This is a genomic window from Wolbachia endosymbiont (group B) of Schoenobius gigantella (assembly GCF_964031005.1).
Lineage (GTDB): Bacteria > Pseudomonadota > Alphaproteobacteria > Rickettsiales > Anaplasmataceae > Wolbachia > Wolbachia pipientis.
In genome coordinates, this window is the sequence record NZ_OZ035002.1 from 196,629 (window position 1) to 223,502 (window position 26,874).

Here is a 26,874-nt window from a genome sequence, read left to right on the forward strand (position 1 = left end):
TTTAACTATAACAAAATAGAAATAAGTTGTTGTAAAAAATTTTTCATGGTAAAATTATTTATTTTCACCATATGTTTAAAGGAATTATCACGGATATCGGGACTATAACTGATACTACCACTCACTCCAACTCTGATCAAATTTTCCATATCAAGACACAAAATTTATCCTCTATAAATAAAGGAGATTCAATAGCTTGCTCTGGTGTGTGTTTAACTGTTGTTGATATAATGAGCGATACATTTACAGTCCAAGCATCTCAAGAAACTATGAAGGTTGCTAACTTAAATACGTGGAGAATAGGAAAAAAAATAAATCTCGAACAAGCAATGAGATTAAGCGATAAGATCGATGGCCACCTGGTTCAGGGTCATGTTGATGGGATAGTAAAATTTTTAACAATTAATCAAAATTTAGATTCTCATGAAATCAAACTATCGTGCCCACAAGAATTAATTAAATTTGTTGCAAAAAAAAGCTCCGTTACACTAGATGGGGTTTCCCTCACAGTGAATTCAGTTATTAATCAGGAATTTACAGTAAATATCACTCCCTATACATGGGAAAATACAACTTTTCAGTACAACAAAGTAAATGATTATTTGAATTTAGAAATTGACATGATCGCTAGGTATTTAGATCAATTGATGCAGCATAAATACAATTAATTTTACAACCTTGTTATTTACAACTATTATATCTTGAAAACCATATAGATATAAAACATGCTTTTCGATAGCCTAATTATCTTCATTGTTGTTCTATGCGTAATAATCTCGGTAACTAGAGGCTTTATAAAAGAGCTATGCGCACTAATGTTTCTATTTTTATCGGTCTTTCTGACAGCTAATCACTATGATTTTTTCGCTCCAAATTATAGTAAATATTTTGATTCTAAAGTTACACTAAACATACTTTCTACAATCTCTGTATTTATTATACTTAATCTTATATTCATGATAATAAATAACTGGCTAATGTACATATTATCACCCATAAGGTTGGGGTTTATCGATAGAGTTACTGGAATCTTTCTCGGAGTGCTTAAAGGAATATTGCTCTCTTATGTATTATTTTTTGCTGTGCACTTATATTGCTACACAGTATATGACAAAAAAGAGGGAGAGTATAAAATAGAAGCAGAAGACATATTGCCTAATTGGATAATAAATTCACACTCTTATCAGGCTTTATTTGTGACAGCAGAAGAAGTAATTGACATGTATGTACCAGAGTCGTTGATACTAAAAATAAAAGAGATCGGTGGAGAAATGGTTGATCAAGAAAAACCTGAAAACAATAAAAAAGAAGAGTAAATATTTATTTATAAATATTTTCATTGGGAGTATTCAAAAAGCCATATGTGTCAGGTTAAGAGCACAGAATTTTTTACTGGAAATATTAATTTTGTTTTAGCAATAAATCAACTTAAGGTCATAATATCTTGACATTTATTTAATGTTGCTATATAATAGCTATGTACATTTTGTGTACTATAGCAATAAAATTACCTTGTAATAGGTGTATTGGACCCGAGGGCAGTACTCGGCGTCTCCACCATGTTTTTTAATTTATATGGGGACGAATAAGGATCGACATGCATAGTAAAGATGGTAGCTTTGCTCGGTTAGACACCACCGCTAAGAGTTCATAATTTAAATGCAAACGATAATTTTGCTGCTGAAGACAATGTCGACGCAATAGCTGCTTAATTTAAGCACTATAACTTCATTGCTATAAGCACGGTTCAGGGAACGCCGGGTAACAGAAGTTCCCCAAAATTTACGTATGTGAAAGTTATATGGAGCAAACAGATTACAAAAAACTGCTTAATTCTGCTAAGTTTCAAGTTATCAAAAAGACTTTAGATGTTATATCAGGTAATGGTTTTATCCCTCACTTAGAAATATTATTTTTCACATATTTTAATGGTGTGACCATGCCAGATCGTTTGAAAAAGTCATACCCTACTCAAATGCTTATTATATTACAGCATCAATTCTATGATTTAAAAGTTTCTGAGGATAAATTTAGCGTCAGTTTGAGTTTTCAAGGAAAACAAGAGCGAATTACTATACCGTTTTTTGCTATTAGTGAGTTTCGTGATAAAATTTCAGGAGATGTTTTAATATTTGACAAAATCAGTATCGACTCTGATAAAGAATACAAAAGTGAAAAATGTACTGAAAAACTATCAAACGGTAGTATTATATCCATAGATCAACTGCGTGATGAGTAACTGCTCATCTTTATAAACAAAAAATATTAATAGAAAAAAGTGGTCTAACTTAAGTAATAGAATAGAGGGTAGATAAATATGCTAAATCTTTAATTATTTATTAACGCAGGTGGCAAAATTTTTCTTACATATCATCAACTTCCTTTATTGAAAAATTCAGAAAAATGTTGTATAATTATTAGTAGACTTTGGTAAAACATATGACAGATTCAGGAATTAGTATAACTTTTGACCCAAAAACTTCACATAACCTTACTAAGTTAGCTGAAATCACCAAGGAATCCGTTCAAGAACTAGCAAAAAGGTTAGTCATCGAAGGAATCGAGTGCGAAGTAGAAGATATTGCGTTATATAAAACTATTAAGGAATGTGAGGATGTAGACTGGAATACAGTACTATCTGAAAGGGAGAGGACATAAACTGAAATACGATATTGTCTACTCAAAAAACTTTACTGAAAGAGATTTTCTAAGTCTTCCAAAAACAATAAGATCAAGGATTACAAAAGCGATAAACGAGCGGCTTACAACTGATCCAATTAAATTTGGTAAACCATTACGTGGCAGGCTAAAAGGGTATAGAAGAATAAGGGTTAGTGATTATCGAATTATTTATACTGTAAATATTGCAAAACATAAGGTATTTGTTGCTACAGCAGGACATAGAGACACCATTTATGAGAAGGCTACTTGATAAACATTAAATATATTTTTATACAGCCCTCCTTCCTTTATTGAAAAATTAAAAAAAATGTTGTAAAATAGCTATAGTAGTAGACTTTAGTAAAACTGATGGTAAATTCAAAAGTTAGTGTAACTTTCAACCCAGAAACTTCGCAGCATCTTGTTGAACTAGCTAGAGCCACCAAGCAGTCTGTTCAAAAATTAACAGAAAAGCTAGTCAAGGAAGCAATCGAACTTGAAGCGGAAGATATTGCATTTTCCAAAATTATTAGGGAGTTAAATTCTGATGATGCAGAAGAAGTAGAGGATAGTGAAGACATCTGGAAATAAGCAATACACCATTAAATATCTAAAGCATGTTCTTAAAAGAAATTTGCCTTCCTTGCCGGAAGATGTAAAGCCAAGTATTAAAGATGCAATAAAAGAGTATCTTGAGACTGATCCTATTGGTAACGGTGTGTTGCTACGCAAGAGATTAAAGGAACATAGAAGAATAAAAGTTGCTGATGATTATCGTATTGTCTACCGTGTAAATACTGTAAAACGTATAGTAATTATTGTTTCAATAGGACACAGGGACAATATTTACAAGCAGGCAATATTGGACCTACTGAAACATTAAATATATTTTTATACACCACTCCTTTCTTTATTGAAAAATTAAAAAAAATGTTGTATAATTATTAGTGGACTTTGGTAAAACATATGGCAAATTCAGGCATTAACATAGCTCTTAGCGAAGAAACTTTAAAGCATCTTGCTGAATTATCTGAATTTACTAAACAGCCCGTTCAAGAATTAGCAGGAAAACTATTTAGAGAAGCAGTTGAGCTTGAAATGGAGGATTTTTTAGTATCTAAAATTTCTGATGAGCGTGATGTTGAAGGTGCAGAAACAGTTGATTTTGAAGATATTAAGTGGGATTAGAGCGTTACAAGGTTAAGTCTCTAAAGAGTGTTGTTGAAAAAGATTTACCAAACCTTCCAAAGATAATAAGGCTAAGAGTTCAAAAGGTTATAAAAGAACGTCTTACAGTTGACCCAATAAATTTTGGTGAACCACTACATCATAACTTAAAAGGATGTAGAAGGCTAAGAGTTGGTGACTATCGTGTAATTTACAGAGTAAATCAATTAGATCATATAGTAACTATCACAGAGATAGGACATAGAGATGATATTTATAAGAAATAAATATCAACATTAATATATATTATACACCCCTCCTTCCTTGTCCATTCTCTACTTTAGGTGGCTTTGCGCAGCTCAAAAAATGAAGTTTTTTTTGGTTCAGCAAAAACAACATTTTGAGTTTGAAAAGGCTAAATACTTGTCTTTTATATAACTTTCGTGTAATAGATATGTATGCATCCAATCATATATCTACTCAATACGTTACTTGATCTTTATAGCTTCATTCTAATATGTTGGGTTGTCCTAAACTGGCTGGTTAAACTTAATATGGTGAACATATATAATGAAACTGTCAGTAGCATAATGCACATCTTGAACCAATTGACATATCCACCACTAAAGATTATTAGAAGATATATACCACCGTTCAACGGATTAGATTTATCTATAATGATATTGCTAATAACAATTCACTTTGTAAAATATACAGTAGCTTACTACTTTAGGTAGATGTTAAAAAAATATCTAAAATCAGCAATATATCTATCCCTTTTAATATATATATATATATCAGTTTTTAGCTATAACTATAAAGATCCTTCCTTAAACACAGCTACAAATGAGGAAGTGACAAATTTAGGTGGAATAGTAAGTTCATATTTAGCTGATATATTGGTTCAATTTCTTGGATTAACTAGTGTTACAATAGCTACAACCATAGTTTACTTGTTGATCTTCAGGCCATCAAAAAGGCTGCTAAAAATTCTCTATTTAATATTAATCAATTTAGGGATATGTGCTATACTACCACAACTTTCGCTAGGCATCACTGCAAGGTACAGACACAGTGGAATAATAGGGAATGCACTAATTAATAACTGCCCGTTTTATATATTTGTGATAGTAACATCAATAGGTCTTGTAGGATCTGTTGGTTGGAAGAGAACAATTTACTCTCTATTCTTCTTATGTAAAAAAATAGCTTGCTTATTTGTAAATGTTCCATTCTTCAGATCACATAAAACTACTGAGTATTCAATTGCACCATTAGTAGTAGAAGAAAAACATAGAACTAAAATCACTACTAAACAACAACCAAAAGAAAGACAGAAAAAAGCTACCGAGGAGGTTTTAAGTGAGTTTAAGTTTCCAAGTATCCATTTACTTTCTAAAGCAGAAGAGTCTTTGCAGAGAAAACAGCTAAATGAAATGGAGAGCAATAAAAATTTATCTCTGCTGGAACAAGTCCTGAGTGATTTTGGCGTGCAAGGAAAAATTATCAGTGTATGCTATGGGCCGGTTGTGACTTTGTACAAACTTGAACCACAAGCTGGCACGAAATCTGCAAGAGTAATTGGCCTTGCAGATGACATTGCACGTTCGATGAGTGCACTCTCTGCACGTATTTCAATAATTCGTGGGCAAAATGCTATGGGAATAGAGTTGCCGAACAAGGAACGGGAAATTGTAATGCTGCGTGATTTGCTTGAATCCCCAGAATACCAAAATGCAAACTTAAATCTCCCAATTGCGCTTGGCAAAGAAATAAGTGGAAAACCAGTTATTGCAGATCTAACTAAAATGCCCCACTTGCTCGTTGCTGGAACCACAGGGTCTGGTAAATCAGTTGCGATTAACACTATGATTCTTTCACTCGTTTATCGATTAAGTCCTGATGAATGTAAGATGATAATGATCGACCCAAAAATGCTTGAGCTTTCAATATATGATGCAATACCGCATCTAATAACGCCAGTGGTAACAGAGCCAAAAAAGGCTGTAGTCGCTCTTAAGTGGATAGTGAAAGAAATGGAAAATCGCTATCGCATGATGTCCTATTTAAATGTGCGCAATGTAATAAACTATAACCAAAGAATCACAGAAGCGATGAATAGTGGAATAGAATTGGAGCGCGTTGTGCAGATTGGCTTTAACTCAACAACAGGCAAACCTCTGTTTGAAAAAATACCAATCAAGATGGAAACATTTCCGTATATTGTAGTGATCGTGGATGAAATGGCAGATTTGATGCTTGTTGCCGGCAAAGAAATAGAGTGCTCTATTCAACGCTTAGCTCAGATGGCTCGTGCTGCAGGAATACACATCATAATGGCAACACAACGCCCATCTGTGGATGTGATCACAGGTGTGATAAAGGCGAACTTTCCAACGAGAATCAGTTTTGCTGTTACTTCTAAGATAGATAGCCGTACAATACTTGGCGAACAAGGGGCTGAACAATTGCTCGGCATGGGTGACATGCTCTATATGGCCTCTGGTGGTAAGATCATTCGAGTTCACGGCCCATTTGTAAGTGATAATGAGGTGCAAGATATAGTTGATCATCTGAAAATGCAAGGTGAGCCAAACTACATGGAGGAAATCACTAAAGAAGATGAAAATTCTTCTACAGAGTCACACGATGAAACGGAGGATGAAGAAAATGACCTCTATAACCAAGCAGTGGCCATCATTCAAAGAGATCAAAAAGTTTCAACCAGTTACATTCAAAGGCAGCTTAGAATAGGCTATAACAGAGCAGCAAACATCGTTGAAAGAATGGAAAAGGAAGGTATTGTCAGCGCTCCAAATTACTCAGGGAAAAGAGAGATATTGGTTGAATAACAATCTTGTAATACCTTAATTTAAGTTTTCGCACTTTCAAAAAGCAAGTCAAACGAAATTATTAAAAGATCAATACATAATGACAATTGATTTAATAATAATTTAAACATTTGGAATGTAAAATTATAATATATTAATTAACTAGGGGGTTAAAAATGGGTATAACTAAATGGGTACTTGGCTTTGATGAGTCAGATATAACAGCATTGCAGGAAAGTCAACAAATTGATGCTGAGCAGTTTGAAAAAGTTTTTGGTGCATTAAAAGAATGGCAAGAAGCTCAAAAGATAGATGCTAAACAGTTTGAAGAGGTATTTAGTGCATTAAAAGAATGGCAAGAAGCTCAAAAGATAGATGTTGAGCAGTTTGAAAAAGTTTTTAGTGCATTAGAAGACAAGATTGGTACTAAGCAGTTTCAAGCTATGCAAGAGCACTTAAACGGCCTGCAAGAAAAAGTGGAAACACTTGCAGAGGCAGTAGCAGATCAACAAAAAATAATGGCAATTTGTATCATAGTCAGTGCTGTTGCCGCAATAGCAATAACTAGTTTTGTTGCATTCTGTATCTATCAGGGAGTTAAGCTTGATAAAGAGAAAAAAAACGACTTATCTAAAGATACGCCAGACGCAAAACTTAATAATGTAGATACTACCGATGGTACTGAAAAACTACAGAATAACTTAAAAGTTGCAAACATATAGCTGCATAACACTTTTCTTGAAAAGGTGTTACGCAACTTGTAACACCTTACTCTTCTCTTAGTCTGCGTAGGTTTTTTTGATAGCAAACATATCACTTTTTAGAAAAATATTTGTATTGTAAAGTTAGTAAAGATTCTGGTTTACTTAAAGTTTGTTAATTGCTATCTTTTAAAACACGATATTTACTATAGCACCATATGCTTAGGGTTTTTTCTAAAATTTTATTTATATTAATGTTTTTGGTTTCTAGCTTTTTTACTGTGCATAGTGCTGAAGCTAAATCTAAGCTCAGTAAGAGATACATACCTCCTGGTAACCCTGGTGGTGCAAACTTTCATACAGATGAGGATTTTGCTGAGTCATATAAACTGTATGAGAAGCGTAGGGAATTGCTCAAGAAAAAAAAATTACAAGATCGAGCTATAAATAAGGAAGATCTAATCAAAAAATTAAAAGAGAAAAAAATTGCTAGTCTTGATAATGAGCCAAATGACATGGAAGCTTGCATAGTCGACGATGAAGAGAGCACTATGATAAATCAGCATGGTATTAATATCGCACGTTTAAGGGGTGCTGTATTTATAGATCAAGAGTCAGTTTTCCAGTATGAAAATAAGCAGCATGAAAGTGAACAACAAGAAGAGAAGAAAGTTACTTCAACACGAGAAAAGAAAGTTTCTCCTATAAATGTCACTATAAAAGAAACTCCATCAAGAAGAACGTGCTCACATGATTCTATTGCTAATTTGGATAACGTAGATGCTTATAGTTTGAATGGTTCAAGTTCATTTGGCAGTGTAGCTGACACAGTAAAATAGTATCACAATATTGGCCATTAATAATATGCTAGATAAAGACCTGATATTGAATGATAATACATATGAATTATCGCAGATTTCCAGGCACAAAACTCATGTTGTAGAAGTTGGAAAAGTAAAGATAGGCGGAAATAATCCTGTAGTTGTACAATCTATGGCGCTTGGCGTGCATATAGATGCTGATAATATAAAAAGTAGCGCAAAACATTATGCAAAAGAGATAACAGAACTAGCGCGTACAGGTTCAGAATTGGTGCGAATTGCCTTGAACTCAGAGGAGGTAGCAAGAGCAATACCTTATATAGTAGAAGAGATAAATAAAGAAGGTTTTGACGGTAAAATATTGGTAGGCTGCGGTCAATATGAGCTAGATAAATTAGTTCAAGATTATCCAGACAACATCAAAATGCTGGGTAAAATTAGAATCAATCCAGGCAATATAGGCTTTGGCGACAAACGTGATGAGAAGTTTGAAAGGGTGATAGAGTATGCAATAATGCACGATCTTCCGGTTAGAATTGGGGTAAATTGGGGTAGTCTTGATAAATACCTTTTGCAAAAATTGATGGATGAAAACTCTTCGCTTAGTAATTCAAGGCCTTCTGATGTTATACTGCGCAAAGCACTTGTAATGTCTGCTCTTGATAGTGCAAAAAAAGCTGAAGAAATTGGTCTAAATTCAAACAAAATAATCATTTCATGTAAAGTTAGCAAAGTACAAGATTTAATTTTAGTTTATATGGCACTTGCAAAATCTTCCAATTATGCGCTGCATTTGGGTTTAACTGAGGCTGGTATGGGCAATAAAGGTGTGGTAAATACCGCAGCAGGGCTTACTTATTTATTGCAAAATGGCATTGGAGATACAATACGGGCTTCTTTGACTCAACGTCCTGGTGAATCGCGTACTAATGAAGTGGTGGTGTGTCAGGAAATATTGCAGTCTATAGGCTTGCGACACTTTAACCCTCAGGTTAATTCATGTCCTGGTTGTGGGCGCACGAGTAGCGATCGTTTTCGTATATTAACTGAAGAGGTGAATGGCTATATAAAAACTCATATGCCGATGTGGAAGAAAAAAAATCCAGGTGTAGAGCATATGAACATTGCTGTTATGGGATGCATAGTAAATGGTCCTGGAGAAAGCAAACACGCAAATTTGGGAATCAGCTTACCTGGATATGGAGAAAAACCTGTTTCAGCAGTCTACAAAAACGGCAAATATTTCAAAACTTTACAAGGTGATAATGTCTCTGAAGAATTTAAGGCAATTATTGATAATTATGTGAAGAAGCATTACACGTAACCTTTCACGGTTAATTAATAGATAAATCGCAAATAAAAAAGAAAATTAAACCTTGTTTTTCTTTTTTCGTTGGGAATGTTCAAAAAAGTGTGTCAAACCGAAAAAAAAGTAATAAATTGATATAAAAAAAATGGAGGTTTGACTGACCTTACCCAGAAAAAGTGGAGAGAAAGTTTGGAATGTTTTTCACAAAGAGAATGATGAATCAAAATGCTCAGGAATGCAATAGTTAATAGTGACGTTGTTTGTTATAAAAAATTTCTATATATTCAAATATAGCAGTTTTGATATGCTGTTTAGAGTGCCGAGAGGTGTCTATTGGTAACTCCCTTTTTAGAGAACTGAAGAAGCTTTCCACAACAGAATTGTCGTAACAACAACCTTTATAACTCATCTATGTTTTTTATGGATAAGAGATATTGATAACCTTGCGAAGTATATTGTGAACCTTGATCACTATGTAATAGTAGATTTTTGGCAGGTTTACGCTTGTTAACGTCCATTAATAAAGAGTCCATAACCAATTGTTTATTTATTGAACTGCTCATTAACTACCATGCGTGAATATAGATCGATTATTGTTGCCAAATATAGCCATCCTTCTTTGGTTTTTATATAAGTAATCCCATACTTTATTTGGTTGATCGACAATAAAGTTTTGGTCTAATATATTGGGAGCTACTGTCCGTTTGTTGTTTCTTAATTTTAAATTTTCTTCTCAATATAGCCTGAATACCATTTTTCTGCATAATACTTTGCACTGTTTTTAAGTTGCAACTTTTACCCAAAGCCTTCAATTCAGCATGAATTTTAGGAGCTCCATATCTACATTTAGAAACTTGATATATTTTTTGAATAGCTGCGAGTAGCTCTTTATTTGCTGATTCTCTACTGCTTATTTTTCTTGTGGTCCACTTATAGTAGCCACTAGCAGAAAATCCTACATAATTCCTGTACTTTATAGCAGTTACTATATAAAAAAATATTTTACTCTTTTTGACTGGCCAGGGCTTTTTTTTAAATGTCTCTTTCCCTTGTTACTCTTGCTAACTCTCTTTGTAAATCAAACCTCTCTTTGTCGTAAGGAGCCATGTTACCTCTACCTGGAAATGCATCTGCTGCCGACTTTTTTTCGTTGTGTTTCTTTATCCATTTTCCTAATAAACCACCCTTTATTCCTAAATCCTTTGCTATTTTTGTAATTGTTTGACCTGCCTTTCTTTGTTCATTTGCCAGTTTAACAGCTTCCAATTTGAATTCTGCCGTATATTCTCTTGCCATTTCTAATCCTCCAAAATTTTATTTTACCCGAAAAAACTCCTTTCTTTCTCTCCACTTTTTCTGGGTAAGGTCACTTGGCAACAGTTGCTCTACTTTCTCCTTCATCCAATGCTTCCATTGCTTCCATTGCTTTTTTCCTTAAGTCGTAACTATACGCTGCTGGCATACAAACCCCTCTACCATAAATCCATTCTTACCTTATTGGGATTATTATGAGAAGAGCTATAACTCTATGGGAGGGAAGCAAAATCTGGGATTCGGCCTTAATGGCATTAGCGTTGCATCAGCTTCACCCTCCCTGTGAGGTATTTTAGCTCTAATGCCTCACATCATAAAGATACAAGTGTCAAGCTACTTGGATGACAGGGGAGGGAGGCACTGGGATGACAGGAGAAGGTAGTGGGATGACACCCTGACAACCGTCATCCCGCTGCTTGTTAGCGGGATCTAGAGATACCGCGAATGAATCGCGGCATGACGTAGGACTGCTTTCATTCCAGTGCTTGACACTGGAATCCAGCCTTTCTGCAATCTCATCGAAAACGTTGTAACCACTTTCTATGCTAGTTTGCTTGTGAGCAACCTGGATTCCAGTGTCAAGCACTGGAATGACACCGTTATAAAGGAACCAGTGTCAGCTACTTGAATGACACAGTCTTTGCTTAAACCCGTAACGTTCGTACATTTTGCTAAAAGTTCAAATATCAACATCATGCACATTAAGTGCATTGCTATTAATAAAATCACGGCGTGGTTCAACTATATCACCCATTAATATTGAAAATATGGAATCAGCTTCTTCACAATCTTTTATTTCAACCTTTAATAAAGTTCTAGCTTCAGGATTTAACGTAGTATCCCATAGCTGATCAGCATTCATTTCACCAAGACCTTTAAATCTCTGCAGAGTTAAACCTTTTTTACCATAGTCCATTATTATTTTTGCAAGCGTACTTGGAGAAGTGATTCTTATTTCAGTTTCTTGTGACTTTAAAAATGAATCACCATTAAATAAATTACTTATACCATCAAGCAAACTTAATATGTTTTGCATATCTTTGCCTTCAAGCATACTAAGTGCAAATATATATTTGTCTGCCAATCCTTGAAACAATTTAGAGATATGAATTTCTTTTTCTTCATCTTTTATTTCCACTTCCCAAGTGTATTCGCTGTACATTAACTTCAAATACTTTAATATCTCATCAGCCGATGATAGAGCATTCTTTTTACTTAAAATTAGCAATGACTCTAAGAGATTTTGTGGTATTTCTCTATCATAATTTTTGCTAATATTAGAAGTGCTAACGCATTTATTCAAAATAAGGCGCAAGTTGTTAAATTCTGTAGCTGTACCACTTAGTGTTAATCTTTTAACTGCTGAGTTTATTATATACTCTTCAAAAGTTTCGTCATCTTTAATATAAGTGTCTTTGGCATTCTTTGTAACTTTATAGAGGGGTGGCTGTGCTATGTATAAGTAACCTTTTTCAATAACTTCACGCATATGTCTAAAAAAGAAAGTTAGAATCAAAGTTCTTATATGTGAACCATCAACATCTGCATCTGTCATGATGATAATTTTATGATATCTAGCTTTTTCAATATCGAAGTGTTCACTCCCCATTCCAGCACCAATTGCAGTAATTAAAGAGCCTATTTCTGCAGATGAAAAAATACGATCTAAACTTACACGTTCTACGTTTAGAATTTTTCCTCTTAAGGCAAGCACTGCTTGTGTTTTACGATTACGCCCCTGCTTTGCAGTACCACCTGCTGAATTACCCTCTACTATAAATAATTCCGATAACTCAGGAGCTTTTTCCTGACAATCAGCAAGCTTTCCTGGCAGAGTTGCAATATCAATATTGTTTTTGCTTTTAACTAGCTCGCGCGCTTTTCTTGCAGCTTCTCTTCCTTTTGCTGACCTGATTGCTCTTTCTACTATGCTTGCTGCCAATTTGGGATCAGTTTCAAGGATTGTGCTCAATTTATCAGAAACTATACTTTCTACAACTGCACGTGCTTCAGAACTAACTAGTTTATCTTTTGTTTGTGAAGAAAACTTAGGATCAGGCATCTTAAGAGATAAAACACAAGTTAAACCTTCTCTAACGTCCTCTCCAGTTAAATTTACTTTTGCTTTCTTTAAAAACCCTTCATTAGTTGCATAGGTATTGATACATCTAGTTAGTGCAGATCTAAATCCTGCCAAATGCGTACCACCATCTCGTTGCCGTATATTATTAGTGAAACACAACATATTCTCATAGTAGGAATCATTCCATTCCATCGATATTTCCAAGCTGATGCCAAGATCTTCTGCATCTCCTTTCATACTGGCAATTTTAGTTACATGTGTCTTATTCTTATCTAAATACTGCACAAAATTTGCTGTACCAAAATTGTCTTTAGATTGATTGCTCTGATTGAAATGAGATTCTGTATATGGTTCATTGCGCAGATCACGTAAAGTAATGTCGATATTTGAATTTAAAAATGCTAATTCTCTTATACGACTTTCAAGCGTTGAGTAACTGAAATTAATGCCATTAAAAGTCTCTGTTGATGGCATGAACGTGACTTTAGTTCCTCTTTTATTTGTATTTTCGTTGACTACCTTTAAAGGTTCAATAGACTCACCATCTTCAAAACGCATAAAGTGTTCTTTCTTATTGCGCCAAATAATTAATTCCAACCAGCTTGATAATGCATTCACAACTGAGATTCCAACACCATGTAATCCCCCAGAAACTTTATAGGTATTGCTGTCAAATTTACCACCAGCATGGAGTTGAGTCATTATTACCTCTGCTGCTGATATTCCTTCTTCTTCATGAATGTCAGTTGGAATGCCACGACCATTGTCGGTTACTGATACTGAACCATCTTTATTTATGCTAACTTCAATTTTATCACAATACCCAGCTAAAGATTCATCTATTGCGTTATCAACAACCTCATATACCATGTGGTGCAAGCCAGATCCATCGTCAGTGTCACCAATGTACATACCTGGACGTTTCCTTACAGCATCAAGACCCCTTAAGATTTTTATTGCATCGGCATTATAACTATTTTCCATGGTATTGCTTCGTTTATGAATGTTAATTAATATTACATTCATATATGCTGATTAGCAACATTTTTAAACTGATAACCCATATTAAAAGCACAACTTTACGAATGTTTATTTTTGAAGACAGCAAATAGTGTCATTCCAATGTGTCTTCCATAACTGTACGAACATTCATTTTTGAAGGTAAATTGCACAACAGATGATGTCATTCCAGTGCTTGACACTGGAATGGCTTTGTTGCATCGCTAGCTATGATGGATTAAAGATAAAAAAGATGGAGAATATCAGTAGCTTATTATTCTGGTATTTATAACAAGAAAGCAACAAGGACAACATTGCAAATTTAGAGTTCAAAAGGGTTATTCCTCGAGAACTATTGCGTCAGAAAGTTGGCGCTGAATTTGTATATAATGTTGACCTTGGAGGTTTTTATGAATAATAGTGAGAGAAAAGAAAAATTGGAAACTCGCATTTTATCAAGTAGAGGCAGGTCTTTACTTGACCATGAGCTACTGGAACGTACTCTATCTGAATGTGAAGAAGGAAGAGAAGTGGCCAAAAAGCTAATAGAGCTCTTTAGTAGTTTAGGAAGGGTAATTAACGCTGACTTTCATGAGCTAAAAAATGTTACAGGAATGAATGATGGAGCAATAGCAAGTATCTTTTGTCTGAAAGAGATTTTCGATAGGATACTGAAAGGTAAGTTAAAAAAGCTGTCGATTCTTGATAACAGAGAAGAGCTACTAAAATACTTTAAAACAGCAATAGGGCAGTCACGAAAGGAAAGCTTGCGAGTAATATACTTAGATCGAAGTGGTCATTTGATATACGAGTATATTCAAGACTGTGGAACTATAGACAGAGTACCTCTATATGTGAGAGAAATAATCAAACAGGGATTACTGATCGATGCATCATCTATTGCAATTTCACATAATCATCCAAGTGGAGATACAGAACCATCAAAGGAGGATGAGGATAACACACTTACATTAGCTGCAACCTGCGAAAATGTAGGAATGAAATTAATAGATCACATAATCGTAACACAGAAGAGCCACTTTAGTTTTTATGATAGTGGTTTATTGTAATCTGTAGACCGGAAGGAAAGTTCTCCAACTTTCCTTCTTTTTTTCTACTTCATAAATTAAAAAATTCAATATAAGCTTGAGCAGCTAAAATTAGTAATGAAAGGTGGAATTAGGCAAAAAAATAAAAGAACTTAGATTATACTGTGGTTTAACACAAACTGAGTTGGGAAAGAAAATAGGCGTTTCGTATAGACAAATACAAAGGTACGAAAATAGTTCAAACCAAATTTTGGCCAGTAGGCTATACGACTTAGCAAAAGCACTATCGATTAATGTGGCTGATTTTTTTACTGATGTGCATGTCGACTCACATGAAACTTATGATGAAGAAATACTAAAATTAGTCAAAGGATATAATGAAATTAAAAGCAAAAGGTTACGTAGCGTAGTTTATATATTGGTAAAATCTTTTTCTCAAAGTTACAATGAGAGTTAGTATTGCTTCAATACCTCAGTTAATATATTAATAAATAATTGTACAAGATGAACAACATCCTATTGATAAACAAATAGGTGAAAGAATAAGGAAGAGAAGGTTAATATGCGGTTTTAGCCAAAGAGACTTAGGAAAAAAGCTCGGAATTTCATTTCAGCATATACAAGGATATGAAACTGGAGAGGTAAGGCTTGTAATTGATAGATTGTATAATTTGGCAGAAGCTTTGTCCGTTGATATGTCATATTTTTTTACCAAAGCTTCTGAAGACTTACACGATAAGGCCTTTTGTAGCGATGTGGGTAGTGAAGAAATATCAAGGCTAGTGAGGGAATACAGGAAAATTAAGGATGAAACGTTGCGTGATATTGTGCATTCAGTGATAAAAGCGCTTGCCAATAAATAATATTGCCTGAATATATCTTCAATCCACTTCTACAAGCAATGCTAGTTAAGGTAAATTTTTTATGGTAATTTTGATTAAATTTCAAGAACTACTTTACTTTGCAATAATTATGGCTATGTAAAAACATAGCCACCAATCAAGAACGTCCTACAGATGTCGTTTTGGTATCTTTTAATTTGCTCACCCAAGAAAAGGTCTCACTACTTTTAGAATTTTGGTCGCCCCACCTTCCACATCTAGTAAAGCTGCCTTTTTCCACTACTTCTTTAACAGACATTCCACCAAATAAACAACCCTTTCCTACGATTTCTCCTATTTCTTGCAACTCGTTCCACATTTCTTCATCTTCTACCTCAACTTGTACTTGATGATAGTCTTCTGTGTCATGATATACCATTAAATTTAGCTCTCCTAGGCTAGTGCAAAGTGTTACTGTAAAAGCGCTGTTATCGGATATATCTACGTAATTTCTTTTACCGTCTTTCCCAGTTTTGACCTCAACTTCACCATCACCTATTTTTATGATACTACCGCCAAGGTTTAAGTCTCCTTTACTTAAGCCCAAATTTTTTGCACCTTCTACAACTTTGGCAACATCAACTATGCAGCTATGTGAAAATTCAATATAGAAGGTCTTATTATCGATTTCTACATCTTCAACAGTTCCTTCTATAGTAGCGTCTTCTCCAACTTCCCTAAGTTTCTTGAGCCTACTATATATTTGTGGCTCAATTTCTTTTTGCACTTTTTGATACATTTCAGCTATTTTCTTATCAACTTGTACATTAAAATCTGCTCCATGTAAGGCTAACTTTCTGATTATATCTTCTTGTTTATTTTCTTTGAATTCATCACGATACATCTTAAACATTGTAACGTTAGTGAAGCTAAAGCCATCTTCGTTGCGAGCGTTTACTCTTATTCCTAAATCCAAAGCTTCATCGACGATTTTACTTAATTTGTCTAGATTTTCAGCTGCAATAGCTTTTTCCAAGAATTCATTTAATTTCACATTTTCATATTCACTTAGCCTTATCTTGCATAAAGCTGATCGAAATGGATTGAGCTCCTCAGGATATGTTAAGACAGGTAATTTACTAATCTTTTTATTTGCTGTTGGAGCAGCTTTTATAAAATTAGGTAATAACCCTTCTTTTGCTATTCGCTCTACCGCTTTTAACATTTTACTAGACAATTTTTTACCATTTATTTTTTTCATTGTAACCCTCATTTAATTTCATTACTATTCGATCATATCGTGATAAATATTATTTAATTGTTAATATTATACGACTTATTGATTTACTATATATTATAATAACAAGTTTTGCGGGCATCTACACTAGAAAAACACATCCTATAAAAATTATTTCAGTTTCAACAAAAATGGGGTATCGTAATCGTAAAATTGAAAAAAATGGATATCCTATCTTACTCTACTGAAAAGCTGAAAAAGCATTGTCAGCTACTTGATGATGAAGAAAAAATAGTTCTATATGAGCAGCTGCTAGACAAGGCTAAAGATATACTTGAAAACTCAAGAGATGATATTGCAAAGTTGAAAGAGGTAAGCAAAGCAGTTGTAGCAATAGAGGAAACTACCGATAAGCAGTTACTAGAAAAGTTTAATGATGATCACCCGCTAAGAGAAGTGGACATTTTAATCTACTCTCCTCAAGGAAATACTGAATATCTATTCAGCATAGATAACTCATCAGAGCTTTATGATTTAAAAGAAGATAAAGAAAAAGCTCTTTATAATGCAGTAAAGTTAAATGATGTTGAGCTTGTAAAAAAGCTGCTAATGATCCTTTCACCTACAGAAGTAAGTAATTTTGACACGAAATACTTGGAAGAATTGAAAATATTGCTGTCAGGAATTCACAAAGAATTGCAATTATCACAAGATATGAAAAATTATCTTGAGAAGACGATAAAGTTCTATAGTTTTTTATGTAGTAATTTTAACTTACTAGTTACAAATCCTACTGACGTAAAAGCCATAATTGATCTATTTGCTGCTCAACCAAATATTGATTACCAAATAGATAAGCTTCTACTTTCTTTTATTGTAAGAGATGTTGAGGAAAAAAAGCTAAACTCTGAAATTAGTCATATGATAGAACTTCTTGAGCAACACGAAAGATTTGCTGAGCTCGAATACAAGGTTAGAAGATTAAGATCAGAGTTTGCAAGTGGCAAAAGCAGATACTCGGCTGAAGTAATACGAAATAGCATTGCAGAACGAGAAAAAGAGATGAGGGAAATTGAGAAAAAATACGTAAGGCCAAACGATTTAATTAGCGAGAGGCAGAAATTATTAAAGCAATTACTTTGCTAGCTTTTTTTCCACTTCATAAAATTTGTTGTAAATTTGAATAAGAGGTGAAAAGTGCAATTAGGTAAAAAAATAAAACAACTTAGGTTAGATCGTGCTTTGACACAGACCGAATTGGGAAAGAGAATAGGTGTTTCGTATAGACAGATACAAAAGTACGAAAATGGTTCAAATTGTGTTTTGGCCAGTAGATTATATGATTTAGCAAAAGCACTATCGATAGATGTTGCTAACTTTTTTACTGATATGCACACTGACTCACATGAAGCTTATGATGAAGAAATACTAAAGTTAGTCAAAGGATATAACGAAATTAAGAGCAAAAGGTTACGTAGTGCAGTTTATATATTGGTAAAATCTTTTTCTCAAAGTGATAATACATAGTTAATATTACCTGATACGTAAAATGACTATACAACATCCTATCGATAAACAAATAGGTGAAAGAATAAGGAAAAGAAGGCTAATGTGTGGTTTTAGTCAAAGAGACTTAGGAAAAAAGCTTGAAATTTCATTTCAGCATGTACAAGGATATGAAAGCGGAGAGATTAGGCTTGTAGTTGATAGGTTATATAAATTAGCAGAAGTACTATCGGTTGATATGTCGTATTTTTTTACCAAAGCCTCTGAAGACTTACATGATAAGGCCTTCCATAGCGATGTAGGCAGCGAAGAAATATCAAGGCTAGTGAGGGAATATAGAAAAATTGAGGATGAAACTCTGCGTGACATTGTTCATTTAGTGATTAAGGCTCTTGCTAATACAGGCTTTAAAGCATAAATTCTCTCCTTGAGTCGTTGAAGAAAACTTAAACTTTCATTTTCTTCATCATTTTGCTTTTCTTTCACTTTGATGCGTGTAGTTATACCCTACACAAAGTATAATGTTTTAAAAATAAAAACCTGCACCATAAAATATTGAGATTTAGAATATTAACTTATAAAGTCTTTTCGGCAGTTTTAGCGAGGGTTTATTAGCAAGGATGTTGGAGGTTAGCAATGACTATATCTGAAGGTGTAATACAGCGTATAAGGCATAATGATAAGAACGCGATAGGGGGATGATTTTTTGGTCAAGGTGGCTGTGCACCATCCAGCTAAGTTTGATAGCTTAGAAGTAACAAAATTTTTAGTAAATAATAAAGGTGTAAGTTTTAACGCTAAAACTAATGACGAAAACAAGCCTATTCATATTGCAGCTGATTTTTGAAATATCGATATTGTAAAGTTTTCTCTTAATAAGGGAGTAGAAGTTGGTACAAAAGGTAAAAACAATTGGACTCCTTTGCATTATGCTAGCAATAAAGGATATCTAGGGATTGTAAAGCTTCTAATATAAAAGCAACAACAAGAATCATTTATTAATTCTAAAACCACAGATCAGTCTACTATGCTGCCAAGGAAGGACATTTATCAGCTGTAGAGTTTCTCATAGAAAAAGGAGCAAGAATTGATATTAAAAATTCCAATAATAGATCACCATTGGAACTTGCAAATGATGGAGGACATGAAGAAGTTGAAAGTTTACTAAGAAATGAATTACTTCTTGATGCTGTCAAGAGAAAAGACCGCAGTGGAGTAGAAGCTCAACTTGATAAAGGGGCTAATGTTAATTATGTACGTCGAGAAGATGGCTGTGCACCATGCTGTCAGTTATAACCATGAAAATCTTGAGTTTGTGAAGTTCTTAATAGGGAAAGAAAAGGTGAAATTATTTAGCACCAAAGATTAAAGAAGATATAGTAAATGGGAGGCAGCCAAGAAATTTGAAATTAGTTGATTTGAGAGAAATACCGGTGTTGTGGAGTGAGCAGATGGAAAAATTGTAAGGAATGGCGTCTTAATTTACAAAAGTAACAGAAAGAGTACGTGCCAGAAGGAGCTGATACGAAGGGCCATTCCAAAAGATGTTGAGGAAGTCAAGATTGATGTAAAAAAGCAAATCAATGTTATAAAAGCTGACACTCAATTATGCAAAAATATCAATATAAATGACGAAGATTTTAGCATGCTAGATACGACAATGGCAGAAAATGTATCGAATTTTAGCTGCACATTTTAATAATAGATCTGGGGAAAAATTCTATAGAAATCGAAAAATGCAACGTACAATACTCTAAATCCCAGCATACAACTCGAGAAAGTAGTACATGTGGACTAATCTACAGCTTCCTTTGAACCTGAAAGCGTACTTGAAAATTCATAAGTGCTAAGTAAATTCTTTTTTAACCATCTAAATAAACTTCCTCCATCATTGCTGTGTAACAAGTCATATACGGAGCTATGATCCACTTACAAGTAGTGACTTATGTTGGTGAGATTCTATCTTTAACTCGTCCATACTACACCTTGGTAAGCTTGAATAGCATTTTGCCAAGATTTTATTACTATTAAACAGTGGTTCAAAATGATCATGTCCCTTATTTACTATATGTAAGACATTATTGTCATCATAATCTATCCTATTATACTCACCTGTACTTCTTGATCCTAAACTATCTATTAGTTGATGCAAGGATGGATCTTGTTGTTCATCAGTAGCATGTAATGGATTACTCTCTACAACATGCAATTTTACACCATACTTTCCGCAAAGTATTCTACCTTCAACCTCAGGATCACCCCATCTATTGTTATTTAGAATATTTTTTGCATAAAAATCTGGAGTTTCCCTACGCACCACGCCATTATTATCATGACTGTTAGTAATAGCATTTATGAACCATTCTGGTGGGTTATTTCGTGCAAACTCTTTACAATATTGTCGCAATTGCTCAACAGTAGCTTTTATCCCTAATTGTTGTTCTAGTTCTTGTCTAAACGAATCAAAAAAACAGTTTCCATCTTCAATTGCTTGTCCTAAATAGAAATTATCAGGTATGTTTGATTTTTGTTCTTTATCACCTTGTTTTTCTGCTTTTTCAATAACTCCTTTCTCTAAACCAAAAATCTTACTCCAGTTATATTTACCTTCTAACCCCAATTTTTTACTTTCCTTTTCTGCTGCTTTAGCTAAGTCTGTTTTAGAAATATCCCCTTTTTCTTCACAGAATCTAGATAAAGTTTTAAAGATTTCTACCAGGTGAGTTTTTATGTCAAAATTCTTCTCCTTTTTTACAATATTAGACTCAATATAGCGTAAATCCTGTAATAGTTGTTGCTTTTCATTTACAGTTTGAGCAGCTGAACTAACTGTTTCGGAATATTGACAAAGTTTTCCTGATCTAGTAAAGAAACCTCGTTCTATGGCTTGATCAACTGGTAACCCCCCTAGTAAGCAATTCTTACCTATTTTTTCGTTACAATTTTTTAATTCCTCCAGTAAATCTTGATCGTTCACCTCTACTCTTATTAGATCTTTATTTTGTGTATCAGGATATAACCTGACCTCTAGTTCCCCCTGAATGGTATAGAAAGTTAATACTATATCACCACCTTCTGTAAGATCTGTGTAATTCCTTACACCATCTTTTGTGATAATCTCTACTTCACTATTACCGATCTTTACTATATTTCTTCCACACTTTACATCTCCATGGGTTAGCCCTAAATCCCTTGTTCCATCTGTAATTTGTGCAACATCTATTGTACTGTCCTCTGAATATTCTAAGTAAAAAGTAGCGTTATCCATTTTTGCACGATTTAACTTGCCGTTGGTCGCATTTTTTGCGATTTTCAGGAATTTCTGAGTACAATTAACATACTTTTCATGAGCTTTTATCATATTAGCTTTGTGATCTTTAAATTCTAATTCCAGTTCGCCAATTACATCTATACTGTTTTTAGTATAGCACGCTGCTCCCCACGATACCAACTTACATACTATATCACTTGCAACTTTAGGATTCTTTTCTAATCTACTAATTTCTTTTATTACATAATCTGTAAAGTTGTACTTTTCACCTTGAGAAGATTTTTTAGCGAAATTTAACATTACTCCGAAATCTATAGCTCTATCTACAACTTTTTCCAGTTGATCCATACTTTCAACTTGAGATATGTCATTTAAAAATCCACCTAGCACTATCTGTTGGTTTGGGATACTCCATAAAGTCCTAGGTGGAAGCAAACACTTTTTCTTCTTATTGCACATATTTGCATCTTTTTTAGGATCAGTTGCTCCTGCCTTTAGAAGTAAATCCACTGCTTCTTTGCAAGTAGCTCTAGCATAACTAAGTACTTTTGACATACCTACTCTATCCTGAACAATGAAAATCATTTTGAGATCCTGACTATTCTTATGTTTATCCAGAAACTTGCCTAAATTTTCAATAGCCTGACGATTAAAAACTTCACCTATAACATGAGGTTTTTTATAATCTTCAGGCGAGAGTATACCTAAAAGTATATCATACAGCTCTTTACTCAACTTTTTCTGATTGTCAGTTAAGAAGCATTCTAAAATGTGGCAGTTATTATTATCAATAGCAGTTTGTAATGGGGTTTTTCGTTTATTGTCCCGTATGTTAGGATCAGCTTTTCCCTCCAAGAGTAGATTTATAGTGAGATACCTATAGTTACTATCAGCAGCATAATGTAAAGGTGTTTTCCCTTCATTGCTTTCTATATTAGGATCAGCCCCTGCTTGTAGAAGTAAATTGACTAAAGTAGGACCGCTCTGATCATCATTGAGTCTTGAAGCAGCATGCAATAACGTTAATCCTGACTCTCCCCTTTTAAGGTTAAGAACAACTTTTAAATCTTGATCGTCCTTGTTATTTTTTAAAAAATTTTCAAGTTTTTTAGTATCGTACTCATGAAGATAAGAACCTATACCCTTAAGAGTTTTTAGTAATTCTTTATTTAACTTTTTTTGATTCTCGTTCAAATTTGTTGTATGAGCAAGCCATATACACACCAGCTCCTCAAATGAACATTGACCATCAACTAGAGATCTACCTCCATTTAATTCAGATGGAACCCATAAATATTTTTTAATTAACTCGTACTCTTCATCCAATAGTTTGTCTGTTTCTGACCACTCTTGTCCAGGACTTAATTTCTCTTCTAGCTTTTTGCTCGCTTGTTTACTTTGCCCGTTGATAGCTTCAGCAATAACCATATTTTCCTCCTAGCTTGATATATTATGTACAATATATAATATGAGTCAAGCTGATTTTAATATAATATTTTTATTATTTTGCAATTTTTGAGTTTTTGTAGTAAGTTCAGGTGTTTACATAAACTTTCTTTTAACCTAATAAAGATGCCTGATAGGATAGTAAACTTGCAACCTTGATTCAGAGTGTTAAGCAATCAACATAGCAGAATTTATAGTCTCTTTCCTTCCACATCAACTTCAACTTGACACTTCTATAAAATTCTCCGACATTGATTTTGAACTTACTACACGGATTTTTTTGCCTGCCCATCTGTAATCCACTACTCAATAAAGCCGATCTGGTTACAAAATGAAGTAGTCAATATAACACTATCAACCAATTCTAACTATAAACCTTGTATCTTGAAAAAAGCATCTAATGTTTTAAGCTTAAGCATTAGTTGGAGAAGGGAGGAACTCTGATATAAACCTTAGATATAAAATCTGTTTTGCAGATAAGAGCTCCCTCTCAAAAGTATAGGCTGGACGGCGTCTTAGAAAGACCTAAATGGTTCTAATTCTGTATTAACAAGGTTAGCCTTACTTTTCATTTTTAATGGTAACGTATGGGGTTATATATGATCAACAACTTTCTTGGCATAGATGTATCAAAAGATCGCTTTGATGTTTTTCTCTCATTTATAAGTAAAAAAGGAAAACGTGAAACTAGGAAAAGGAGCTTTAAGAACGATGATCATGGGTTTCAAGGTTTACTGAGCTTTCTACAAAAACATAATGTAGAACAAGTAAAAGCCTGCATGGAAGCTACCGGTTGTTATAGTGAAGCTTTGGCTGAATTTCTACACAATACTGGACATTTTGTTAGTGTTGTAAATCCTTATTGCATAAAATCCTACGCAAGAAGTAAGCTTACACGGCAAAAAAATGATCAGACTGATGCAGAAATTATTGCTGATTGTTGCCAAAGACAGGAACCTACTCGTTGGACACCACCTTCTCCTGAACTGAAAAAATTAAAACATCTTTATCGTTGCTCGGTTGCGTTAAAAGATGAATTGATATTAGTAAATAACCACTTAGAAAAAAAAGAGAGACTGCCCAAAGAAGTTGCAAATGCTTGGGAAGACCTTGCAATGAATATAGCTCAAAAAATAGAAACAATAAAAAACTCCGTACGTGAACTATTAAAGCAACACAAAGAGTTGTTGGAAAATTTTCAACTTCTACTGACTATTCCAGGCATAGGAGAGGAATCAGCAGTAGCTATTTTAGCTGAGGTTCCTGACATAGAAGTTTTTAGAAATGCCAGACAATTGGCAGCATATGCAGGAGTTATACCGAGAAATATAACATCAGGTTCATCTGTATATGCCAAACCCAGATTAAGTAAATCCGGTTCACAACCATTACGTAAGGCACTTTTCTTTCCTGCCATAGTAGCTAAGAATCACAATCCTATTATTATGAGCTTTTGCCAGAGATTAAAGGAAAAGGGTAAGCATAATATGGCCATAGTTGGGTCTGCAATGCGTAAGTTACTTCATATTGTTTTTGGTATTTTAAGATCAAAAAAGGCTTTTGATCCTGACCATATCAAAAACTACAGGGCCAGGAGGTTAACTGAAGGTTTAGTACTTTAAAATCAAAAAATGCCTCCATTCTATCTTATGTAAAATGGCATCTTACACAAATTCATTGAATGTAATTGGTATGTTGATAAGTAAATTAGTTTTATATATACAAGACAGCAGAAATTTACTTATCAACATAACTATAATCTGTATCCGCTATACAGGATGTGAGTTGGAAGTATTTTTTAGTTTTACAATACAGCCTAGGCAATGAGACAATTTTTATAAATTTTTTGTTGACTGACAAGACGGCGTCTGCTATTTATGACAGACAATTAAACTCTCAATAATCCCTTTTATCTATAAGGAAAGTCGTCCACAGTGTCAATTCCTAAGTTATCTTTTATGCGTAGAACATTACTAACTGCTATAAGGGTATTTGGGACATTTTGTGCTGGTGCTGGCGCTTGATCATTAAATACGGCATACGAGAAAACCATTTTATCTCCATCAGTAATGCGATCAAACCCTCTACTCTGCAGATAACCCTCCACCTGTTCATCTGCTTCTTCTTCTCTATTTTGTACGTCTGCTTCAGTGGCAGCAAACTTTAGCTCTGTTCCAATCGGATGAGTACCTCCCATCCTTCCTATAGCTCGTGACAATACTAAGTCTAACTTTCCTCCTCCTCCAACCTGAAATTCACTAACTACCCTAGCAGGATTATCGCAAGTGTAAAATAATCCATGCAATGCAGCATGAAACCCAGCTTCTCTAGCATTATCTCTGTTCACTACCCATGCTAATGATTGGAGTCCTGCATTATTTGGCTGGGGTGGATTTAGCACGTTGGAAATTGCTTGGTAAAACCGTTCATGACTGTCTGGATCTTCATTTTCCCAGCCAGTATTCATCATTACATTTGCAGCGCGATGCACATTACTAACGCCACCTATTCGTAAAAGCTCACCTTGAAAAGGCTGATTACCTCTATCAAGCAGGTAGTCAGCAGGCGAGTCAAATGTTTCTACATTAACAGTTAAACCAAGATTATCATTTACTCCTCTTGTCCTTCTATTTATGGTCAAATTACACACCACTTCATGTACCATAGCATTCGGCCAACGCGATAGATCCAATCCATTGTCCGGAAAAAGTTGATTAGCCAATACGTGGCGAACATGAAATACGATCACCTCCTCCTTCTGGTCTCTACCTCGTGATACATGCAAAACCATAGTCAAAGCACGATCTCCAATATTTACTTGTGTATTGTATCTTTGCTCATCTAACATTTTTGCATTACCGTCATAGTGAAACAAGTGCTTATCTACTATTGCACGATTTCCTTCTATTGGCACAGTTCCTTTTGCAAATGCAATACTTGCGAAAGCAAATCCACTTGTATAGAGAAATATTCTTCTATCTCTAGCGTTAACACCACCCCTATTCCTAATACCTGGTACAGCAGGTACACCAAAGGCTGGATGGAGTAGATAATCCCTAACATTTTCTCCAATCTCCTCATCCTCTACAGGTTCAAATAATCTTTCCATTAAAGAAGAACCTTTTGCTAAAAAAGCCCTCACACCAAGCTGTAAACGTCCTGGGTTACCAAAATCGAAATTCACTCCAGCGCAGACAGCTCTTGGTGATAATGTTGGAATAGATATGGATGAAACGGGACATCCATTAACATAATTTCCAGCCTGCTCTAATGCACGGCCAGCATTCCTATCTGCTCTTCTGCCTGCCTTAAGTTCAGTTACACAGGGAACAGAATTAATTAACCTCTGTGTACCACGTACAATAGAAGTAATATCTGCATATCCACCACCTACAAACAGCTCAAGGTAAATATTGGCTACATTGCGATATCTAAAATGCATCAAAACACCGGAAACAAAACCATGATAGTCAGACTCTCTACCATAGAAGTCCAATGCCTGACTATATCTATCGTAGACACCAATAATATGCTGAAACACTTCCTCAGTAGTGTCGTGTACATCATCTGCATCATCACTTTCTAGCTGATTCATCAAATCCGGTAAATAATTATTTTGCAGCCCAGGTGTTCTGGTAATCTCTTGAAAACTATGTCT

The 26,874-nt window shown here is 34.3% G+C and carries 29 protein-coding genes, 1 other RNA gene and 4 pseudogenes; 28 read left to right on the forward strand and 6 right to left on the reverse strand.

Translation table 11 applies throughout. From position 1 onward, the window contains the following. Window positions 1–71 precede the first annotated feature (71 nt). The 15 genes from ACQH2O_RS01005 (at window position 72) to ispG (ending at window position 9,505) form a co-directional block, all read left to right on the forward strand. On the forward strand, window positions 72–668 hold the full coding sequence (locus ACQH2O_RS01005) for a riboflavin synthase (protein ID WP_010082169.1): 597 nt from the start codon (window positions 72–74) through the stop codon (window positions 666–668). A 57-nt stretch (window positions 669–725) separates the two neighbouring features. Beyond that, on the forward strand, window positions 726–1,316 hold the full coding sequence (locus tag ACQH2O_RS01010) for a CvpA family protein (RefSeq protein WP_425385214.1): 591 nt from the start codon (window positions 726–728) through the stop codon (window positions 1,314–1,316). 124 nt (window positions 1,317–1,440) lie between these two features. Continuing rightward, window positions 1,441–1,780: a transfer-messenger RNA gene (gene ssrA, locus ACQH2O_RS01015) on the forward strand. A 21-nt stretch (window positions 1,781–1,801) separates the two neighbouring features. Continuing rightward, complete coding sequence (locus ACQH2O_RS01020) at window positions 1,802–2,239, forward strand: ClpXP protease specificity-enhancing factor SspB (RefSeq protein ID WP_006279412.1); 438 nt, start codon at window positions 1,802–1,804, stop codon at window positions 2,237–2,239. Window positions 2,240–2,439: 200 nt separating this feature from the next. After that, entirely contained in the window at window positions 2,440–2,658 is a 219-nt protein-coding gene (locus tag ACQH2O_RS01025; RefSeq protein ID WP_006279413.1) for a hypothetical protein, read from the forward strand. 67 nt (window positions 2,659–2,725) lie between these two features. Then, window positions 2,726–2,932, forward strand: a complete 207-nt coding sequence (locus tag ACQH2O_RS01030) for a type II toxin-antitoxin system RelE family toxin (protein ID WP_231115925.1) — start codon at window positions 2,726–2,728, stop codon at window positions 2,930–2,932. Between the two features lie 98 nt (window positions 2,933–3,030). After that, window positions 3,031–3,252 (forward strand): hypothetical protein, encoded by a 222-nt coding sequence (locus tag ACQH2O_RS01035; RefSeq protein WP_095742622.1) that lies wholly within the window; start codon window positions 3,031–3,033, stop codon window positions 3,250–3,252. Further along, on the forward strand, window positions 3,233–3,544 hold the full coding sequence (locus ACQH2O_RS01040; protein WP_010962380.1) for a type II toxin-antitoxin system RelE family toxin: 312 nt from the start codon (window positions 3,233–3,235) through the stop codon (window positions 3,542–3,544). Before ACQH2O_RS01035 ends, ACQH2O_RS01040 begins: the two co-directional genes overlap by 20 nt. An 83-nt stretch (window positions 3,545–3,627) precedes the next feature. After that, the gene (locus ACQH2O_RS01045) at window positions 3,628–3,849 is read left to right on the forward strand and encodes a hypothetical protein (RefSeq protein WP_006279415.1); all 222 of its coding nucleotides are present in this window, start codon (window positions 3,628–3,630) and stop codon (window positions 3,847–3,849) included. Next, entirely contained in the window at window positions 3,840–4,115 is a 276-nt protein-coding gene (locus ACQH2O_RS01050; protein ID WP_425385215.1) for a type II toxin-antitoxin system RelE family toxin, read from the forward strand. The genes ACQH2O_RS01045 and ACQH2O_RS01050 overlap by 10 nt, the downstream gene beginning before the upstream one ends. 171 nt (window positions 4,116–4,286) lie before the next feature. Continuing rightward, entirely contained in the window at window positions 4,287–4,565 is a 279-nt protein-coding gene (locus tag ACQH2O_RS01055; RefSeq protein WP_006279515.1) for a YggT family protein, read from the forward strand. Continuing rightward, a complete protein-coding gene (locus ACQH2O_RS01060) occupies window positions 4,566–6,680 on the forward strand; it encodes an FtsK/SpoIIIE family DNA translocase (protein ID WP_010962378.1) in 2,115 nt (704 codons plus the stop codon). A 155-nt stretch (window positions 6,681–6,835) separates the two neighbouring features. Beyond that, complete coding sequence (locus tag ACQH2O_RS01065; protein WP_095742623.1) at window positions 6,836–7,381, forward strand: hypothetical protein; 546 nt, start codon at window positions 6,836–6,838, stop codon at window positions 7,379–7,381. Window positions 7,382–7,578: 197 nt separating this feature from the next. Continuing rightward, entirely contained in the window at window positions 7,579–8,199 is a 621-nt protein-coding gene (locus ACQH2O_RS01070) for a TRP75-related protein (RefSeq protein ID WP_070356736.1), read from the forward strand. A 25-nt stretch (window positions 8,200–8,224) separates the two neighbouring features. Continuing rightward, a complete protein-coding gene (gene ispG / locus ACQH2O_RS01075) occupies window positions 8,225–9,505 on the forward strand; it encodes a flavodoxin-dependent (E)-4-hydroxy-3-methylbut-2-enyl-diphosphate synthase (protein WP_070356735.1) in 1,281 nt (426 codons plus the stop codon). Between the two features lie 186 nt (window positions 9,506–9,691). Here ispG and ACQH2O_RS01080 read toward each other — a convergent pair. The 3 genes and pseudogenes from ACQH2O_RS01080 to gyrB form a co-directional block, all read right to left on the reverse strand. Beyond that, a pseudogene (locus tag ACQH2O_RS01080) lies at window positions 9,692–10,786 on the reverse strand (IS3 family transposase). Between the two features lie 346 nt (window positions 10,787–11,132). Further along, window positions 11,133–11,390 carry a hypothetical protein gene (locus ACQH2O_RS01085; protein ID WP_010962372.1) on the reverse strand — a complete coding sequence of 86 codons (258 nt, stop codon included), beginning with the start codon at window positions 11,388–11,390 and terminating at the stop codon, window positions 11,133–11,135. A 93-nt stretch (window positions 11,391–11,483) separates the two neighbouring features. Further along, window positions 11,484–13,871: a DNA topoisomerase (ATP-hydrolyzing) subunit B gene (gene gyrB / locus ACQH2O_RS01090; RefSeq protein WP_425385216.1), complete on the reverse strand. Its 2,388-nt coding sequence runs from the start codon at window positions 13,869–13,871 to the stop codon at window positions 11,484–11,486. Window positions 13,872–14,296: 425 nt separating this feature from the next. Between gyrB and ACQH2O_RS01095 the strand changes: the two genes are divergently transcribed. The 4 genes and pseudogenes from ACQH2O_RS01095 to ACQH2O_RS01110 all read left to right on the forward strand — a co-directional run bounded on the left by ACQH2O_RS01095 (window position 14,297) and on the right by ACQH2O_RS01110 (window position 15,798). Next, entirely contained in the window at window positions 14,297–14,956 is a 660-nt protein-coding gene (locus ACQH2O_RS01095) for a JAB domain-containing protein (RefSeq protein WP_012673223.1), read from the forward strand. Window positions 14,957–15,059: 103 nt separating this feature from the next. Continuing rightward, window positions 15,060–15,392 carry a helix-turn-helix domain-containing protein gene (locus ACQH2O_RS01100; protein ID WP_041582615.1) on the forward strand — a complete coding sequence of 111 codons (333 nt, stop codon included), beginning with the start codon at window positions 15,060–15,062 and terminating at the stop codon, window positions 15,390–15,392. 103 nt (window positions 15,393–15,495) lie between these two features. Further along, window positions 15,496–15,582 (forward strand): annotated as a pseudogene (locus ACQH2O_RS01105) (helix-turn-helix domain-containing protein); the annotation flags it as partial. A 24-nt stretch (window positions 15,583–15,606) separates the two neighbouring features. Next, complete coding sequence (locus ACQH2O_RS01110; protein WP_425385217.1) at window positions 15,607–15,798, forward strand: hypothetical protein; 192 nt, start codon at window positions 15,607–15,609, stop codon at window positions 15,796–15,798. Between the two features lie 136 nt (window positions 15,799–15,934). Here the strand turns inward: ACQH2O_RS01110 and ACQH2O_RS01115 are convergent, their stop codons facing one another. Then, window positions 15,935–17,017: a hypothetical protein gene (locus ACQH2O_RS01115; RefSeq protein WP_012673224.1), complete on the reverse strand. Its 1,083-nt coding sequence runs from the start codon at window positions 17,015–17,017 to the stop codon at window positions 15,935–15,937. 198 nt (window positions 17,018–17,215) lie between these two features. Between ACQH2O_RS01115 and ACQH2O_RS01120 the strand changes: the two genes are divergently transcribed. The 8 genes and pseudogenes from ACQH2O_RS01120 to ACQH2O_RS01155 form a co-directional block, all read left to right on the forward strand. Then, window positions 17,216–18,139 carry a hypothetical protein gene (locus tag ACQH2O_RS01120; protein WP_012673225.1) on the forward strand — a complete coding sequence of 308 codons (924 nt, stop codon included), beginning with the start codon at window positions 17,216–17,218 and terminating at the stop codon, window positions 18,137–18,139. A gap of 51 nt (window positions 18,140–18,190) precedes the next feature. After that, window positions 18,191–18,520, forward strand: a complete 330-nt coding sequence (locus tag ACQH2O_RS01125) for a helix-turn-helix domain-containing protein (RefSeq protein WP_007549995.1) — start codon at window positions 18,191–18,193, stop codon at window positions 18,518–18,520. 22 nt (window positions 18,521–18,542) lie between these two features. After that, complete coding sequence (locus ACQH2O_RS01130) at window positions 18,543–18,917, forward strand: helix-turn-helix domain-containing protein (protein WP_007549999.1); 375 nt, start codon at window positions 18,543–18,545, stop codon at window positions 18,915–18,917. Between the two features lie 297 nt (window positions 18,918–19,214). Continuing rightward, a complete protein-coding gene (locus ACQH2O_RS01135) occupies window positions 19,215–19,346 on the forward strand; it encodes an ankyrin repeat domain-containing protein (RefSeq protein WP_007551899.1) in 132 nt (43 codons plus the stop codon). A 9-nt stretch (window positions 19,347–19,355) separates the two neighbouring features. Further along, the gene (locus ACQH2O_RS01140) at window positions 19,356–19,475 is read left to right on the forward strand and encodes an ankyrin repeat domain-containing protein (RefSeq protein ID WP_425385375.1); all 120 of its coding nucleotides are present in this window, start codon (window positions 19,356–19,358) and stop codon (window positions 19,473–19,475) included. An 83-nt stretch (window positions 19,476–19,558) separates the two neighbouring features. Continuing rightward, window positions 19,559–19,606: pseudogene (locus ACQH2O_RS01145) on the forward strand (hypothetical protein); the annotation flags it as partial. 12 nt (window positions 19,607–19,618) lie between these two features. Then, on the forward strand, window positions 19,619–19,795 hold the full coding sequence (locus ACQH2O_RS01150; RefSeq protein WP_007552506.1) for a hypothetical protein: 177 nt from the start codon (window positions 19,619–19,621) through the stop codon (window positions 19,793–19,795). A gap of 50 nt (window positions 19,796–19,845) precedes the next feature. Next, window positions 19,846–19,965: pseudogene (locus ACQH2O_RS01155) on the forward strand (zinc ribbon domain-containing protein); the annotation flags it as partial. Between the two features lie 452 nt (window positions 19,966–20,417). On the opposite strand, the gene ACQH2O_RS01160 reads toward ACQH2O_RS01155, so the two are convergent. Further along, a complete protein-coding gene (locus ACQH2O_RS01160) occupies window positions 20,418–23,198 on the reverse strand; it encodes an ankyrin repeat domain-containing protein (protein WP_264377396.1) in 2,781 nt (926 codons plus the stop codon). Between the two features lie 617 nt (window positions 23,199–23,815). Between ACQH2O_RS01160 and ACQH2O_RS01165 the strand changes: the two genes are divergently transcribed. Then, entirely contained in the window at window positions 23,816–24,838 is a 1,023-nt protein-coding gene (locus ACQH2O_RS01165) for an IS110 family transposase (RefSeq protein WP_114517465.1), read from the forward strand. Between the two features lie 287 nt (window positions 24,839–25,125). Here the strand turns inward: ACQH2O_RS01165 and ACQH2O_RS01170 are convergent, their stop codons facing one another. Beyond that, on the reverse strand, window positions 25,126–26,811 hold the full coding sequence (locus ACQH2O_RS01170) for a hypothetical protein (RefSeq protein WP_425385218.1): 1,686 nt from the start codon (window positions 26,809–26,811) through the stop codon (window positions 25,126–25,128). Window positions 26,812–26,874: the final 63 nt, after the last annotated feature.